The 13,750-nt window shown below is 70.4% G+C and carries 13 protein-coding genes and 1 riboswitch; of the genes, 7 read left to right on the top strand and 6 right to left on the bottom strand.

From position 1 onward, the window contains the following. Nucleotides 1-9: 9 nt before the first annotated feature. Entirely contained in the window at nt 10-621 is a 612-nt protein-coding gene (locus tag IF64_RS0105320) for a TetR/AcrR family transcriptional regulator (protein WP_030530877.1), read from the bottom strand. A gap of 185 nt (nt 622-806) precedes the next feature. Here IF64_RS0105320 and IF64_RS0105315 point away from each other — a divergent pair, with 185 nt between their 5' ends. Then, nucleotides 807-1,367 (top strand): hypothetical protein, encoded by a 561-nt coding sequence (locus tag IF64_RS0105315; RefSeq protein ID WP_030530876.1) that lies wholly within the window; start codon nt 807-809, stop codon nt 1,365-1,367. A gap of 97 nt (nt 1,368-1,464) precedes the next feature. Here IF64_RS0105315 and IF64_RS0105310 read toward each other — a convergent pair whose 3' ends face one another. Then, nucleotides 1,465-1,884: a DUF6098 family protein gene (locus IF64_RS0105310; RefSeq protein ID WP_030530875.1), complete on the bottom strand. Its 420-nt coding sequence runs from the start codon at nt 1,882-1,884 to the stop codon at nt 1,465-1,467. A gap of 298 nt (nt 1,885-2,182) precedes the next feature. Then, nucleotides 2,183-2,279, top strand: a riboswitch (glycine riboswitch). Nucleotides 2,280-2,328: 49 nt separating this feature from the next. Between IF64_RS0105310 and gcvP the strand changes: the two genes are divergently transcribed. From gcvP to glyA, 4 genes are read left to right on the top strand one after another with little or no spacing between them, the layout of a single operon-like run. Further along, nucleotides 2,329-5,229, top strand: a complete 2,901-nt coding sequence (gene gcvP / locus IF64_RS0105305) for an aminomethyl-transferring glycine dehydrogenase (protein ID WP_084705671.1) — start codon at nt 2,329-2,331, stop codon at nt 5,227-5,229. Between the two features lie 4 nt (nt 5,230-5,233). Beyond that, the gene (gene gcvT / locus IF64_RS0105300; RefSeq protein ID WP_030530873.1) at nt 5,234-6,313 is read left to right on the top strand and encodes a glycine cleavage system aminomethyltransferase GcvT; all 1,080 of its coding nucleotides are present in this window, start codon (nt 5,234-5,236) and stop codon (nt 6,311-6,313) included. Nucleotides 6,314-6,324: 11 nt separating this feature from the next. After that, nucleotides 6,325-6,699, top strand: coding sequence for a glycine cleavage system protein GcvH (gcvH, locus tag IF64_RS0105295; RefSeq protein ID WP_030530872.1), 375 nt, complete (start codon nt 6,325-6,327; stop codon nt 6,697-6,699). Between the two features lie 3 nt (nt 6,700-6,702). Then, a complete protein-coding gene (gene glyA / locus IF64_RS0105290; RefSeq protein WP_030530871.1) occupies nt 6,703-7,974 on the top strand; it encodes a serine hydroxymethyltransferase in 1,272 nt (423 codons plus the stop codon). Between the two features lie 77 nt (nt 7,975-8,051). Here the strand turns inward: glyA and IF64_RS0105285 are convergent, their stop codons facing one another. The 4 genes from IF64_RS0105285 to IF64_RS0105270 form a co-directional block, all read right to left on the bottom strand. Then, nucleotides 8,052-8,714 (bottom strand): O-methyltransferase, encoded by a 663-nt coding sequence (locus tag IF64_RS0105285; RefSeq protein WP_030530870.1) that lies wholly within the window; start codon nt 8,712-8,714, stop codon nt 8,052-8,054. 65 nt (nt 8,715-8,779) lie between these two features. Further along, a complete protein-coding gene (locus IF64_RS0105280; protein WP_030530869.1) occupies nt 8,780-9,001 on the bottom strand; it encodes a hypothetical protein in 222 nt (73 codons plus the stop codon). 131 nt (nt 9,002-9,132) lie between these two features. Then, nucleotides 9,133-9,435 (bottom strand): YrhK family protein, encoded by a 303-nt coding sequence (locus IF64_RS0105275; RefSeq protein WP_030530868.1) that lies wholly within the window; start codon nt 9,433-9,435, stop codon nt 9,133-9,135. A 67-nt stretch (nt 9,436-9,502) separates the two neighbouring features. Continuing rightward, nucleotides 9,503-10,723: a Bcr/CflA family multidrug efflux MFS transporter gene (locus IF64_RS0105270; protein WP_030530867.1), complete on the bottom strand. Its 1,221-nt coding sequence runs from the start codon at nt 10,721-10,723 to the stop codon at nt 9,503-9,505. Nucleotides 10,724-11,003: 280 nt separating this feature from the next. Between IF64_RS0105270 and IF64_RS0105265 the strand changes: the two genes are divergently transcribed. Beyond that, nucleotides 11,004-11,912: a hypothetical protein gene (locus IF64_RS0105265; RefSeq protein ID WP_030530866.1), complete on the top strand. Its 909-nt coding sequence runs from the start codon at nt 11,004-11,006 to the stop codon at nt 11,910-11,912. Continuing rightward, complete coding sequence (locus IF64_RS0105260; RefSeq protein WP_030530865.1) at nt 11,912-13,687, top strand: GMC family oxidoreductase N-terminal domain-containing protein; 1,776 nt, start codon at nt 11,912-11,914, stop codon at nt 13,685-13,687. Before IF64_RS0105265 ends, IF64_RS0105260 begins: the two co-directional genes overlap by 1 nt. Nucleotides 13,688-13,750: the final 63 nt, after the last annotated feature.

The following is a 13,750-nucleotide window of genomic DNA, read 5'->3' as shown; positions in this document are numbered from 1 at the left end:
CGGCCGGGCTCACCTCGGAGCGTCGCTCGGGTGATCGTCGCTCGGGGTGAGCAGAGCGCGGGCCGCCGCCGTGGCGGTGGTGACGGCCCGGGCGGGCGGCGTGTCACCCCGGGAGAGGTGGCGGTGCACCGTCGCGTAGGGCAGGTCGACCAGCACGAGCAGCAGTTCGTCGGTCGAACGGCGCGTGGCCGCGCGCAGGGTTCGGCACGCCGCCTGCAGTGCGCGCCGTAGTTCGCGCTCGGAGCGCTCGCCGGCCGCGCGGTCCGGCTCGGGCCACGTGCCGGTGTCGAACGCCCGCTTGCCCGCGTGCAGCACGTGCGCCTCCGCCGGGTGCTCCCGGCACCAGCGCACGACGTGCGCCGCCGCGGCCACCGCGCCCTCCACGGGCGGCGTGCGGCGGAGCTGTTCGAGGTAGCCGGCCTGGAACCGGTCGACGGTCCGGGTCCACAGCGCGGCCAGTAGCGCCGGCCGGTCGGCGAAGCGGTGGTACAGCGAGCCGCTCGGTGCGCCCGCCGCACGCGCGACGGCCGACATCGTCACCGCCCGCGTGCCACCGTCGGCGAAGAGCCGGGCCGCGGCATCGAGGAAATCGTCGCGGGTGTGCCGTTCGGGTCTGCCCATGTTGTGGAGACTATGCTCTAATACTGTTTTAGGGACAGCTCTCTACAACAGCTCTCTACAACGGGTATCTACAGCGGCTATCGACAACGGCTCTCTATAACGACTCACGAAAGCTCACGAAAAAGCTCACTACTGCGACCTTCGACAACCGACGTCCGCCGACGGTGGACGGGGCAGGGGTTCGGATGCTCCACAACCTTCACGCGCGGGTGCTGCCGGTCGCCGAGGCGGAGGTCGGCACACTGCTGCAGGGGCTCAGCGGAACGCGGGACCACCTGTGGCCGCGCGATGCCTGGCCACCGATGGCGTTCGATCGGCCCCTGGAGGTCGGTGCGAGCGGGGGTCATGGTCCGGTTCGCTACCGGGTGGAGGCCGTGACGCCGGGGCGTTGTGTGCGCTTCCGATTCACGCGGCCCCGCGGCTTCGACGGGTTCCACGAGTTCAGCACCGTGCCCTTGCGCCACGCCGACACCGCGTCCGGCTCAGGGCCCGGGGTACCGGCGGGGGATCGGCCGATGACGGAGCTGCGCCATCTGCTGGTGATCCGCCCGCGCGGCGCTGCCCGGCTCACCGTGCGGCTGTTCTGGATGCCGCTGCACGACGCGCTCCTGGAGGATTGCCTCGACCGGGCGGAGCGGCAACTGACGGGCGGCGTGGCCCGCCCGGCGCGGTGGTCGCCGTACGTGCGGATGCTGCGCCGGGTCGCGGCGGCACTCGCACCGAAGGTCGGAGCACGCGTGCGGTGACGGCCGGAGCAATGATGGGCAGAGGAGTGCCGGGCAGAGCAGTGCCGGACAGAGCAGTGCCGGACAGAGCAGTGCCGGGCAGAGCAGTGCCGGAGGTCTACTGCGCTTTGTCCTGGTGGGTGGCGACGCCGGCTTCGAGGCGGCTGCGGTAGTGGTCGCGGGCCTCGTCGAGCAGTGCGAGGTCCATCCACGCGACCGGTTCGACGTCGACGAGCAGTGGCTCGTTGTCCGGGCCGACGTCCACGACGCGTCCGGACAGCAGCCAGGGCCACGCGCCCTCGTCGAGTTCGCGCAGGTACTGGCAGATCCGCCTGGCCACCCAGTCCTCGAGGGGCAGTGTCCACCAGCCGGGAGCCTCGAGCGGGTTGATGGACACGCCGGGCATGAGCAGTCCGCTCTCGTGGTCGGTACTGGGGTGAGCGGCGTCGGAGTCCGGGCCGGGGGAGTAGCGCAGGTACGGCGCGACACCCCTGCCGACGAGATCGGTGACGTCCCGCAGGGTGCGTACGGTAGGCATCTGGGCACTCACCGGTGCGGGCTTCCCGCGCGGCGCACGAGGCAAACGGGCGCCCGATCGAGGGAGTCGGACACCGACAGTAGCCGCCCGTGCTCCGCCGGGTCGACATCCCCGCGGTCTACATCACTGCGAGGGCGCGGAGGGTGGACTCGGTCAAACGCGACCAGTACGTTAACCGTCTGATAACCGAATATCGAGGCTGCTCGAGCCGTGAGCGGGAGAGACCTCGTGCGCCGGTAGCGCGAGGCACCGAAGGAGCAAAGACCCCACAATCTCTCAGGTACCGTTACCGCCATGGTGAGGCCACTCTGGAAAGTGGGCTCGATGAGCCTCACCCAAGGTGAAAGCCGTGCACGCACGGTGAAACTCTCAGGTGTCATGACAGAGGGGGAGTTCCCAGCGTGGCGGGTATCCCCGTCATGCGCTTGAAAGGAGCTCCTTTCGATGACCGTTCCGGCACAGTCTTCGACGTCATCGCCGTCGTCGTTGTCCTCGCCGCCATCGTCGCCTTCGTCGCCGTCGTCGTTCGCGCCCCGGCACATCGGCCCCGCCGAGTCGGAGCAGGCGAAGATGTTGGCCGAGTGCGGCTACGGCAGCCTCGATGCGCTTGTGGCGGCCGCCGTGCCCCCCGCGATTCGCGTGTCGGGCGAGTTGAGCCTGCCCGAGGCCGCCTCCGAGGAGGAGGCCATTCGCGAGCTGCGGGCGCTCGCGTCCAAGAACCGCCCGATGACCCAGATGATCGGTCTCGGCTACCACGACACCGTCACGCCCGCCGTGATCCGGCGCAACGTGCTGGAGAACCCGGCCTGGTACACCGCGTACACGCCGTACCAGCCGGAGATCTCGCAGGGCAGGCTGGAAGCGCTGCTGAACTTCCAGACGATGGTGTCCGACCTGACCGGCCTGGCCACCGCCAACGCCTCGATGCTCGACGAGCCGACGGCCGTCGCCGAGGCGATGATGTTGATGCGCCGCGCGTCCAAGGCGAAGACGTCCACGCTGGTGGTCGACGACGAGTGCCTTCCGCAGACGGTGAGCGTCCTGCGTACGCGTGCCGAGGCGGTCGGGATCGACGTCGACGTCCGCGATCTGTCGCAGGGGCTGCCCGAGGAGTTCTTCGGTGTCGTCGTGCAGTACCCGGGTGCCTCCGGTGTTCTGCGCGAACCGGGGTTCTACGCGCGCATCGGCGAGGCCGCCCACGAGGCGAAGGCTCTCTACTGCGTCGCGGGTGACCTGCTCGCGCTGACCACGGTGCAGGCGCCGGGCGAGTTCGGCGCCGATCTGGCGGCGGGCAGCAGTCAGCGTTTCGGCGTGCCGATGGGCTACGGCGGCCCGCACGCCGGCTATCTCGCCGTCCGTGAAGGGCTCGAGCGGTCGCTGCCGGGCAGGCTCGTCGGTGTCTCGGTCGACGCGGCCGGGGCACCTGCGTACCGGCTCGCGTTGCAGACCCGGGAGCAGCACATCCGGCGGGAGAAGGCCACGAGCAACATCTGCACCGCGCAGGTGCTGCTGGCGGTCATGGCCTCGATGTACGCGGTCTATCACGGCCCCGACGGGCTGAAGCGCATCGCCGACCGGGTGCACGGGCACGCCACCGCCGTGGCCGATGCGTTGCGCCGCGGTGGTGTCGAGGTCGTCCACGAGCACTTCTTCGACACGGTGCTCGCGCGTGTTCCCGGGCGGGCGGACGCGGTCGTGGCCGCGGCCCGCGAGGCCGGGATCAACCTGGGCGCCGATGGTCCGGACCTCGTGCGCATCGCGTGCGACGAGGCGACGTCGCCGCGGATCGTCGAGGCGGTGCTCGCCGCGTTCGGTCTCGACGGCACGTCCGGTGAGGCGGGCCGCGCGATCCCTGCGGGGCTCGAGCGCACCACGGAGTACCTGACCCACGAGGTCTTCCACAGCCACCGCTCCGAGACGGCGATGCTGCGCTACCTGCGCAGGCTGTCCGATCTGGACTACGCGCTCGACCGTGGGATGATCCCGCTCGGCTCGTGCACGATGAAGCTCAACGCCACGACCGAGATGGAAGCGGTCACCTGGCCGGAGTTCGCGAACATCCACCCGTTCGCGCCCGCCGAGGACGCCGCCGGGTACCGCGAACTCACCGACCAGCTCAGCACGTGGCTGGCCGAGGTCACCGGCTATCACTCGGTGTCGCTGCAGCCGAACGCGGGAAGTCAGGGCGAACTCGCCGGACTGCTGGCGATCCGTGCCTACCATCGCGCCAACGGCGAGCCCGAACGCGACGTCTGCCTCATCCCGTCCTCGGCGCACGGCACCAACGCGGCCTCGGCCGTACTGGCCGGCATGCGCGTGGTCGTGGTGGCCTGCACCGACGACGGTGACATCGACCTCGCCGACCTGCGTGCCAAGGCCGACCAGCACCGCGACACGCTCGCGGCGATCATGGTCACCTACCCGTCGACGCACGGCGTGTACGAGACCGGGATCTCCGAGCTCGCCGAGATCGTGCACGAGGCCGGTGGTCAGGTCTATGTGGACGGTGCGAACCTCAACGCGTTGCTGGGACTGGCCAAGCCGGGCGAGTTCGGTGGCGACGTCTCGCACCTGAACCTGCACAAGACGTTCTGCATCCCGCACGGCGGCGGCGGTCCGGGGGTCGGGCCCGTCGCGGTGCGCGAGCACCTCGCGCCGTACCTGCCGAACCACCCGCAGTTCCCAGGCGCCGGACCGGACACGGGTGTCGGGCCGATCTCCGGTGCGCCCTACGGTTCGGCCTCGATCCTGCCGATCTCGTGGGCATACGTGCGCATGATGGGGTCGGCGGGGCTGACCGAGGCCACGCAGGTCGCGGTGCTCGCGGCGAACTACGTCGCCGCGCGGCTGAGCCCGCACTACCCGGTGCTCTACACCGGACAGAACGGTCTCGTCGCGCACGAGTGCATCATCGATCTGCGCCAGCTGACCAAGCAGACCGGCGTGACGGTCGACGACGTCGCGAAGCGGCTCATCGACTACGGGTTCCACGCACCGACGATGTCATTCCCCGTGGCGGGCACGTTCATGGTCGAGCCGACCGAGAGCGAGGACCTCGCCGAGCTGGATCGCTTCTGCGAGGCCATGATCTCGATCCGCAGGGAGATCGCGGAGGTCGCCTCCGGCACGTGGGAGGTCGAGCGCAGCCCGCTGCGGGGTGCGCCGCACACCGCCGAGCAGCTCGCGGGCGACTGGGACCTGCCCTACGACCGGATGCTCGCGGTGTACCCGGGCCGTACCCGCGCGAAGGGCAAGTACTTCTCGCCGGTGCGCCGCATCGAAGGCGCCTACGGGGACCGCAACCTGGTGTGCTCCTGCCCGCCCGTCACCGATTTCGAAAGCTGAGACGATGAAGACTCCGCTACATGACGTCCACAGTGGACTAGGAGCCTCGTTCACCGACTTCGCCGGCTGGGACATGCCGGTCCGGTACTCGAGCGACCTGGCCGAGCACCGCGCCGTGCGCGAGGCGGCCGGGCTGTTCGACCTCTCGCACATGGGGGAGATCGAACTGAGCGGGCCGCAGGCCGCCGACGCGCTCGACTACGCGCTGACCGGCAAGCTGTCGGCCGTGTCGGTGGGCAGGGCCCGCTACACGATGATGTGCAACGAACGCGGCGGTGTGGTCGACGACCTCGTCGTCTACCGGCTCGCCGACGAGCGCTACCTGGTGGTGGCCAACGCGGGCAACGCCGCCGAGGTGTCGGCCGAGCTGGTGCGCCGCGCCGAGGGCTTCGACACCACGGTGACCGACCGTTCCGCCGAGACCGCGCTCATCGCGGTGCAGGGCCCGACCTCGGCGTCCGTCGTCGGCGCCGTCAGCGATGCCGATCTGTCCGCGCTCAAGTACTACGCGAGCGTGCCCACGACCGTCGGTGGCCGGGAGGTGCTGCTCGCCCGCACCGGCTACACCGGTGAGGACGGGTTCGAACTGTTCGTCGACGCCGCCGACGCGGCCGACGTGTGGGGTGTGCTGACCGAGGCCGGCGCGTCGCACGGGATCGTGCCGTGCGGTCTCGCGTGCCGCGACACACTGCGCCTCGAGGCGGGTATGCCGTTGTACGGCAACGAGCTCAGCGCCGACCGTTCACCCTTCGCGGCGAACCTCGGACGGGTGGTCCGGTTCGACAAGGAGGGTGACTTCGTGGGCCGCGACGCGCTGGAGAAGCAGCCCGAGCCCGAGCGGGTCCTGGTCGGACTGACCGGTGCGGGACGACGCGCTCCGCGGCACGGCTACCGTGTCCTCCAGGGCGACGACGAGGTCGGGGAGATCACCAGCGGTGCGCTGTCGCCGACGCTCGGCCACCCGATCGCCATGGCCTACGTGCCCGCCTCGTGCTCCGAACCCGGCACCACACTGTCCGCCGACATCCGCGGTCGCCTCGAACCCGTCGAGGTGGTCGCCCTGCCGTTCTACCAGCGTCGCTGAAAGGCCCCGAGATGACGATTCCCCAAGACCTGCGCTACACCAAGGAACACGAGTGGATCTCCGTCGACGGTGACGTCGCCACCGTGGGCATCACCGCGTTCGCGGCCGAGGCCCTCGGCGACGTCGTCTTCGTCGAACTCCCGGAGGCCGGTTCGGAGGTGAGTGCGGGGACGCCGTGCGGAGAGATCGAGTCGACCAAGTCGGTCTCGGAGATCTACGCACCGGTCGATGGTGAGGTCACGGAGGTCAATCAGGCCGTCGTGGACAACCCGGAGTCCGTGAACTCCGATCCGTATGAACAAGGGTGGCTGTTCAAGGTCCGGTTCGAGAGCATGCCGGAGCTGATGGACGCCGCCGCCTACACCGCGCTCACCCAGGAGGGCTGACCATTGAGTTCGTTCGAAGCCGATCTGTCCACTGTAGACCCGGACGTCGCGGCTGCCGTCAAGGCGGAGCTCGGCCGTCAGCAGTCGACGCTGGAGATGATCGCCTCCGAGAACTTCGCGCCGGTGTCGGTGCTCGAGGCGCAGGGTTCGGTGCTGACGAACAAGTACGCCGAGGGCTACCCGGGCAAGCGCTACTACGGTGGTTGCGAGCACGTCGACGTCATCGAGAACCTGGCGATCGAGCGCGCCAAGGCGTTGTTCGGCGCCGAGCACGCCAACGTGCAGCCCCACTCGGGTGCGCAGGCGAACGCCGCGGCGATGGTGTCGCTGCTCAACCCGGGCGACACGATCCTCGGTCTGGACCTCGCCCACGGCGGGCACCTGACGCACGGCATGAAGCTGAACTTCTCCGGCAAGCTCTACAACGTCGCCGCCTACCACGTCGACAAGGAGACCGGCCGCGTCGACATGGCCGAGGTGGAGCGCCTCGCGAACGAGCACAAGCCGCAGCTGATCATCGCGGGCTGGTCGGCCTACCCGCGTCAGCTGGACTTCGCCGAGTTCCGCCGGATCGCCGACTCGGTGGGCGCGAAGCTCATGGTCGACATGGCCCACTTCGCGGGTCTGGTCGCGGCCGGACTGCACCCGAACCCCGTGCCGTACGCCGACGTCGTCACCACCACGACGCACAAGACGCTCGGTGGTCCGCGCGGCGGCATCGTGCTGTCCACGCAGGAGTACGCCAAGAAGATCAACTCGGCGGTGTTCCCCGGCCAGCAGGGCGGCCCGCTCGAGCACGTGATCGCCGGTAAGGCCGTGGCGTTGAAGATCGCGGCGAGCGAGGAGTTCGCCGAGCGGCAGCGCCGCGTGCTCGAGGGCGCGAAGATCCTCGCCGACCGGCTGTCGCAGTCGGACGCCGCGGACGCGGGCGTGCGCGTGCTCAGCGGCGGCACCGACGTGCACCTGGTGCTGGTCGACCTGGTGAACTCGACGCTCGACGGCAAGCAGGCCGAGGACCGGCTGCACGAGATCGGCATCACCGTCAACCGCAACGCCGTGCCGTTCGACCCGCGGCCGCCGATGGTCACCTCGGGGTTGCGCGTGGGCACGCCCGCGCTCGCCACGCGTGGTTTCGGGGCCGAGGACTTCACCGAGGTCGCCGACATCATCGTGCGCGCACTGCAGCCGAACGCCGACGACGCGGTGCTCGGCGAGCTGCGTGGCCGGGTGGAGCTGCTGGCCAAGAAGCACCCGCTGTACCCCGGCCTGTCCTGACCGGTCACAGCCGCGATCCGGCCCGCCTGCACCTCGGTGCGGGCGGGCCGGATGCGTTCCGGGGACCGCGGCGCTCGTCAGCCGGTGACGAGCGCCAGTGCGAATCCGTCGTAGCCCTTGCCGGCCACGGTCTGCAGTGCGGTGGCATCGACGCGGGGATCGGCCGCCATCAGCTCGAACATGTGCTGGGTGCCGCGCACGCCGGGGTCGTCGGAGGCGGGGTCGGCGATCGTGCCGCCCCGGACGACGTTGTCCACGACGAGCACCGTGCCGGGCCGCGCGAACTCGAGGGCCCAGCGGAAGTAGGCGGCGTTGTTGGCCTTGTCGGCGTCGAGGAACACCAGGTCGAACGGTGCGTCGTCGCCGAGGGTGGGCAGGGTGTCGAGGGCGGGGCCGACGCGGATGTCGACCCGGTCGCCCACGCCCGCGCGGTCGATGTTGCCGCGCGCCACGTCGGCGAAACGCGGTTCGGCCTCGAGCGTGATCAGTGATCCGTCGTGCGGGAGTCCGCGGGCCAGGCAGATGGCGCTGTACCCGCCGAGCGTGCCGATCTCGAGGACGGAACGGGCGCGGACCATCCGCACCAGCAGGGTGAGGAACCGGCCCTGCGGTGCGCTGACCGCGATGTCGGGCAGGCCCGCCTCCGCGGACACCCTGGCCGCGCCCTCGAGCGCCTCGTCGTACCCGAGCAGGTTGGTGGTCAGGTAGTCGTCCACCGTCGTCCACGTCCGAGGATCCATGGCACGCAGGCTATGCGCCTGCGGCAGCGCGCGCTCGCGCAATTGCGGCCTGTGCCGCCCGTGCCTCAGACGAGATCGCCCGCCTGGTCGGCGTCCGGTTGGGCGATCTGGACGACGGCGTCGCGCAGCGCGGCGCGGAACCGGCCGACGTCGAGCGGTCCGAGCACGGCCGTCTCCCCGGGCGGAGCGACCACGACGACGTGCTCGTCGCTGGTGAACACGGTGAGTTTGCGCTTGCGTCCCGCCAGGTCACGGCAGGGAACCACCCATTCGTTGTGTGCAGACACGCCGACCGCCTTCCTCCGATGCCGTTCGTGCTGAGCGGGGGTGGGACGCGGCGGCGACCACGCCATGACGCGGAAAGCACACGGATTGTCACGCCGGATTGTCACGCCGGATCGTGATGCCGGGGTGCCGGTCAAAAGTCGTGGGCCGCCTCCGTGGGGCCGTCACCGCTGAACCGCCGCAGGTGAACGCGCCTGCTGAGGCGGATGATCGGGCGGATGAGCAACTCGATGCTGCCGAGGAGGAACAGCCATGTCCCCACCGTCTCGGTCTCCGGGGAGAAGAACAGCACGCTGCCGACGACGAACCAGACCGCGATCAGCAGATCGTTGACGATGCTGGCCACCTCGTAGCGCCTGCGGACGATCAGTTCCTCGTTGCCGATACGGATGACGACCGGTCGCTGATCGTCCGCCCGTCCCGCCTGCTCCGTCATCGCTCTCACGGTGCCACCGCGGCGACACCCGTGCAGGCCGGCGAGGGCCGGGCGCCGCACGGCGCGCTCAGGCGCGGGGCCGCACCAGGGTGAGGAAGCTCGTGAGGCCGAGGGCCAGGAACACGGCCATGATCGCGGCCATCGGCACGGCGGAACTCTCGCCGAACAGCCCGACCAGCGGGGACGAGGCGCCCGCGACGATGAACTGCAGCACGCCGAGCAGCGCGGAGGCGGATCCGGCCTTGTCGGGGTGGTCGGCCATGGCCAGCGCGGTCGCGTTCGGCATGATCATGCCGCTGCCGCCGAGCACGAGGTAGATCGCGGGCAGGACCACGGCCAGGCCTAGGCCCGCGGCGGCGGCCACGGTGGCCACGACGGTGCCGGTCAGCGCGACCGTCAGCCCGGTGCGCAGCAGGCTCCGCTGGGAGAACCGGCCGACCAGCCGCGCGTTGACCTGGGTCATGAGCACCAGGCCGACCGCGCCACCGCCGAAGACGAAGCTGTAGGTCTGCGGGTCGAGTCCGTAGATGTCCTGCAGCACGAAGCTCGAGGCGGAGATGTAGGTGAACATGCCCGCGAAGGCCAATCCGACCGTCAGCGCGCAGCCGAGGAACACCGGGTGCCGCAGCAGGCCCAGGTAGGTGCGCAGTGCACTGCCGAGCCGGGCGGGACGGCGTTGCGCCGGTGCGAGTGTCTCGGGCAGCGCGAATGCGGCGACCAGGAACAACAGCCCGCCGAAGGCGGCAAGGACGGAGAAGATGCCGCGCCACGACGTGACGGCCAGCAGCTGCCCGCCGATGATCGGCGCCAGGATCGGCGCCACGCCCGAGACCAGCATCAGGGCCGAGAAGAACCGTGCCATGGCGACGCCGGAGAACAGGTCACGCACCGTGGCACGCGCGATCACGATGCCCGCCGCGGCGCCGAGCGCCTGGAGCGCACGCGCCGCGATCAGCACCTCGACCGTCGGCGCGAGTGCGCACAGCACGCTCGCGGCGATGTAGAGCGACACTCCCACCAGCAGTGGCGTGCGCCTGCCGTAGGCATCCGACAGCGGGCCCGCGACGAGCTGCCCGGCGCCGATACCGACCACGAACGCGGCGAGGGTGAGCTGGACCATCGCGTTGGCCGCCGACAGGTCCTCGGCCATCGCGGGCAGTCCGGGCAGGTACATGTCGATCGACAGCGGACCGAACGCGGTGAGACCGCCCAGGATGAGCGCGAACCGCAGTCGCCCGCTCCGGCTGAGCCGCGCTCCCGCATCGGCCTCGGGGGTCGGGGTGGTCACTGCGGTCACGGGTCCTCCGATTCGTGGTGGGTTCAGCTTGTCCGGTGTCGCGCGCCGCTGCCGGCTCCGGCCGCCGACACGCTCCCTGGGGTTCAAGTGCCTAGCAATGCTTACTATTCCCTCGGCCGAGGGTGAGTTTCGACGGGTGATCGGCCGCCCGTCGACGGATTCCGTGCGCCCACCGCACAGGCGTGCTTCGGCCAGCCGCGCCGGCAGCTGTGCTGGTAGTCACATCTCCAGCCAAGCCATCACGGCTCCACCCGTGTGCGGAGGTTCAACGATGAACGGCACGCCTGATTCCACCGTGGGCCTGGGCAGGAGGACCTTCCTCGCCCGGCTCGGCCTGCTCGGCGCCGTGGGTGCCGGCGGGCTGCTCACCCGCGAGACGCTGGCGCCGCAGGCGGCGGCCGCCGCCCCCGGCGACCCGCTGTCCGGCGTCGTCGAGGCGCTCAGACCCGTCCTCGCCGAGCTGGCGCGGGACACGCTCAACGGGCTCTCGGTCTTCACGATGCCGGGGCCCGACCCGTACTCGCGGGCGCAGGGCACCCCGAGCGACACCCCCGGCGCGATGGAGGCCTGCACCACCGACTTCCTCATCGACGCGCTCGACAACTTCGTCCCGATGCCCGACGAGGTGGTCCGGCCGGTCGCCACGGCGCTGGCGACGGGACTGTCGGACACGGGGATCGCCCTGCCCGGCACCGAGCTGGTGCCCGCCGAACTCGCCACCCTCGACAAGGCGCTGGCGACGGTACTGCAGGGGGACGCGACGATCCCGTTGTCGCTGCCCATCGCCGCACTGCTCAACCTCCTCGCCACGCAGGTGAACCCGGCAGCCGTGAACGGTCCGTTCGTCTCGCCGTTCGCGCGGCTGACCTACGCCGAGAAGGCACGGGCGTTCGCGTTGCTGGAGGGTGCGAACTCCGACCTCGTCGCGGTGCTCGACGTGCGGCTGCCCGAACCGCTCAAGGGGTCGGTCTCCGGACTGTTGAAGTTCGTCGGCGGCGCGCTCATCGAGTTCGCCACGTTCGGCTCCTACTCGGAGTACGCGGTGTTCGACGCGAAGACCAAGCAGTTGACCGGCCGTCCCGTGGGCTGGCGGCTGACCGGATACCAGCCGGACGGGCCCGTCGAGGGCTGGGACGAGTTCATCGGCTACTACCAGGGCCGCACGGAGGTGCACGACTGATGCGAGACGTGATCGTGATCGGCGCGGGCGGCGGAGGTCCCGTGGTCGCCAAGGAACTGGCCGCGAAGGGGCTCGACGTGCTTGTGCTCGAGGCGGGTCCGCGTCACGACAAGCCGCGTGAGCAGTGGACGACGTTCGAGAACGACGCCAACAACCCCCTCACCGGATATCTGCGCTGGGGACAGCAGGACCGGTCGAAGCCCGCGTGGTTCCGGGAATGGAGCCAGAACTCGTTCATGTGGCAGTTGTCCGGCGTCGGCGGGACGACCCAGCACTTCTACGGCAACTATCCGCGGGCGTTTCCCGGCGTGTTCAACGATTACGACGGCCCGGACGCTGCCGAGTACGACGTGAACCACCGGTTCCCGTTCTCCTACGGCGAGCTCGTGCCCTACTTCGAATGGGTCGAGGAGACCGCGCCGGTCATGACCGCCGCGATGGGCACCAGGGAGGAGGTGTTCTTCCGCGGCTGCGAGACGACGGGCCTGCCGGTGCAGACGACCAAGACCACCCACGGTCCTTCGTACCGGCCCCAGGAGAACGCGATCCTGCAGCCGGGCGGCACCGCGGGACGCACGTCGGATCCGAACCTGCTGTCGTACCCGCAGGCCACCGGCTGCACCTTCTGCGGCTACTGCTTCCAGGGCTGCATGCGGCCGGTCGGGGCGCCCCGCAACCAGTACGCCAAGCGCTCCACGGACAACAGCTACGTGCCGATGGCGCTCACCGCCGACGTGTGGGCCAGGGGAGGAAAGCCCGCCGAGCTGGTCACCGACGCGTTCGTCACCCGCGTCCATACCGAGTCGCGGGCGGGTACGGTGCGCGCCACCGGAGTGACGTGGCGCGACAACGGATCGGGCGAGGAGCACCGGGAGGACGCCGCGGTCGTGGTGATGGCGGGCGGGTGCACCGAGAACCCGCGGCTGTGGTTCAACAGCGGCCTGCCCAACCCGAACGGCTGGGTGGGGCGGGGCTACACGGACCACTCGTTCGACTGGGTCGTCGGGTCGTTCGACACCTACACCGGCAACCCCAAGGGCACCGGGTCGTCGTCGCGCCTGGACTTCCCTCCGTACGGCGGCATGGAGAACGTCGGCGTGCCGCCCGCGCTCAACGCGTTCGCGACGACGCTGTCCGACAGCGGAATCCGCGGGCAGTACACCAATGGCCGCGGGATGACCGGGCCGTGGGACGGTCCGGCGGGCAGGCTGATGGGACCGGACATGAAGGAGTTCCTCGCCGGCGGACTCGACCATGTCCTCGCGATCCTCGTCATCACCGACGACGACGTCGAGGCGGGGAACCGGGTCGTGCCGTCCGCGTTGCCCGCCGACGAGAACGGGCCCATCCCGAAGGTGCAGTTCCAGCCACGCACGCGCTCGGCCAGGACGCGCCGCAACCGGGAGTTCATGGCCCGCAAGACCGCCGAGGTCCTGCGTGGTGCGGGAGCGAAGTCGGTCTACCGCATCGACTGGGCACCGCTGCTGCTGCACGTCCAGTCCTCGATGCGGATGGGCGAGTCGGAGCGCGACTCGGTGCTCGACTCCGACGGTGAGGCCCGTGCGGTGAAGGGCCTGTTCATCGCCGACAACTCGGCGTTGGCGAACTCGCTCGGCGGTCCGAACCCGACGTTGACCACGCAGGCGCTGGCCACCAGGACCGCGGAGAAGATCTTCCGGCGCTACTTCGGCGGCGATCCGTGGGTGCGCAGCGAGTCGCCGGTCGTGTCCACCGATCCGCGGGTGAGCACCCGACTGGGGGAGCTGGGGCTGTAGCGGCCTCTCGGCCCGGTGGCGCTCTGCGGGGCTCACCGGGCCGACCCCGCTCGGCAGGGGAGC

Origin of the sequence: Prauserella rugosa (assembly GCF_000719975.1) — a bacterium.
In the GTDB taxonomy this organism is placed as follows: Bacteria; Actinomycetota; Actinomycetes; order Mycobacteriales; family Pseudonocardiaceae; genus Prauserella; species Prauserella rugosa.
Note: the sequence above shows the minus strand (reverse complement) of the source record. Positions and strands in the feature narration are given on the sequence as shown.

What these genes read in the sequence shown, in the direction of transcription:
- IF64_RS0105320 (WP_030530877.1), bottom strand. Translation starts at nt 621, where the DNA reads ATGGGCAGACCCGAACGGCACACCCGCGACGATTTCCTCGATGCCGCG.
- IF64_RS0105315 (WP_030530876.1), top strand. Translation starts at nt 807, where the DNA reads ATGCTCCACAACCTTCACGCGCGGGTGCTGCCGGTCGCCGAGGCGGAG.
- IF64_RS0105310 (WP_030530875.1), bottom strand. Translation starts at nt 1,884, where the DNA reads ATGCCTACCGTACGCACCCTGCGGGACGTCACCGATCTCGTCGGCAGG.
- gcvP (WP_084705671.1), top strand. Translation starts at nt 2,329, where the DNA reads ATGACCGTTCCGGCACAGTCTTCGACGTCATCGCCGTCGTCGTTGTCC.
- gcvT (WP_030530873.1), top strand. Translation starts at nt 5,234, where the DNA reads ATGAAGACTCCGCTACATGACGTCCACAGTGGACTAGGAGCCTCGTTC.
- gcvH (WP_030530872.1), top strand. Translation starts at nt 6,325, where the DNA reads ATGACGATTCCCCAAGACCTGCGCTACACCAAGGAACACGAGTGGATC.
- IF64_RS0105285 (WP_030530870.1), bottom strand. Translation starts at nt 8,714, where the DNA reads ATGGATCCTCGGACGTGGACGACGGTGGACGACTACCTGACCACCAAC.
- IF64_RS0105275 (WP_030530868.1), bottom strand. Translation starts at nt 9,435, where the DNA reads ATGACGGAGCAGGCGGGACGGGCGGACGATCAGCGACCGGTCGTCATC.
- IF64_RS0105265 (WP_030530866.1), top strand. Translation starts at nt 11,004, where the DNA reads ATGAACGGCACGCCTGATTCCACCGTGGGCCTGGGCAGGAGGACCTTC.
- IF64_RS0105260 (WP_030530865.1), top strand. Translation starts at nt 11,912, where the DNA reads ATGCGAGACGTGATCGTGATCGGCGCGGGCGGCGGAGGTCCCGTGGTC.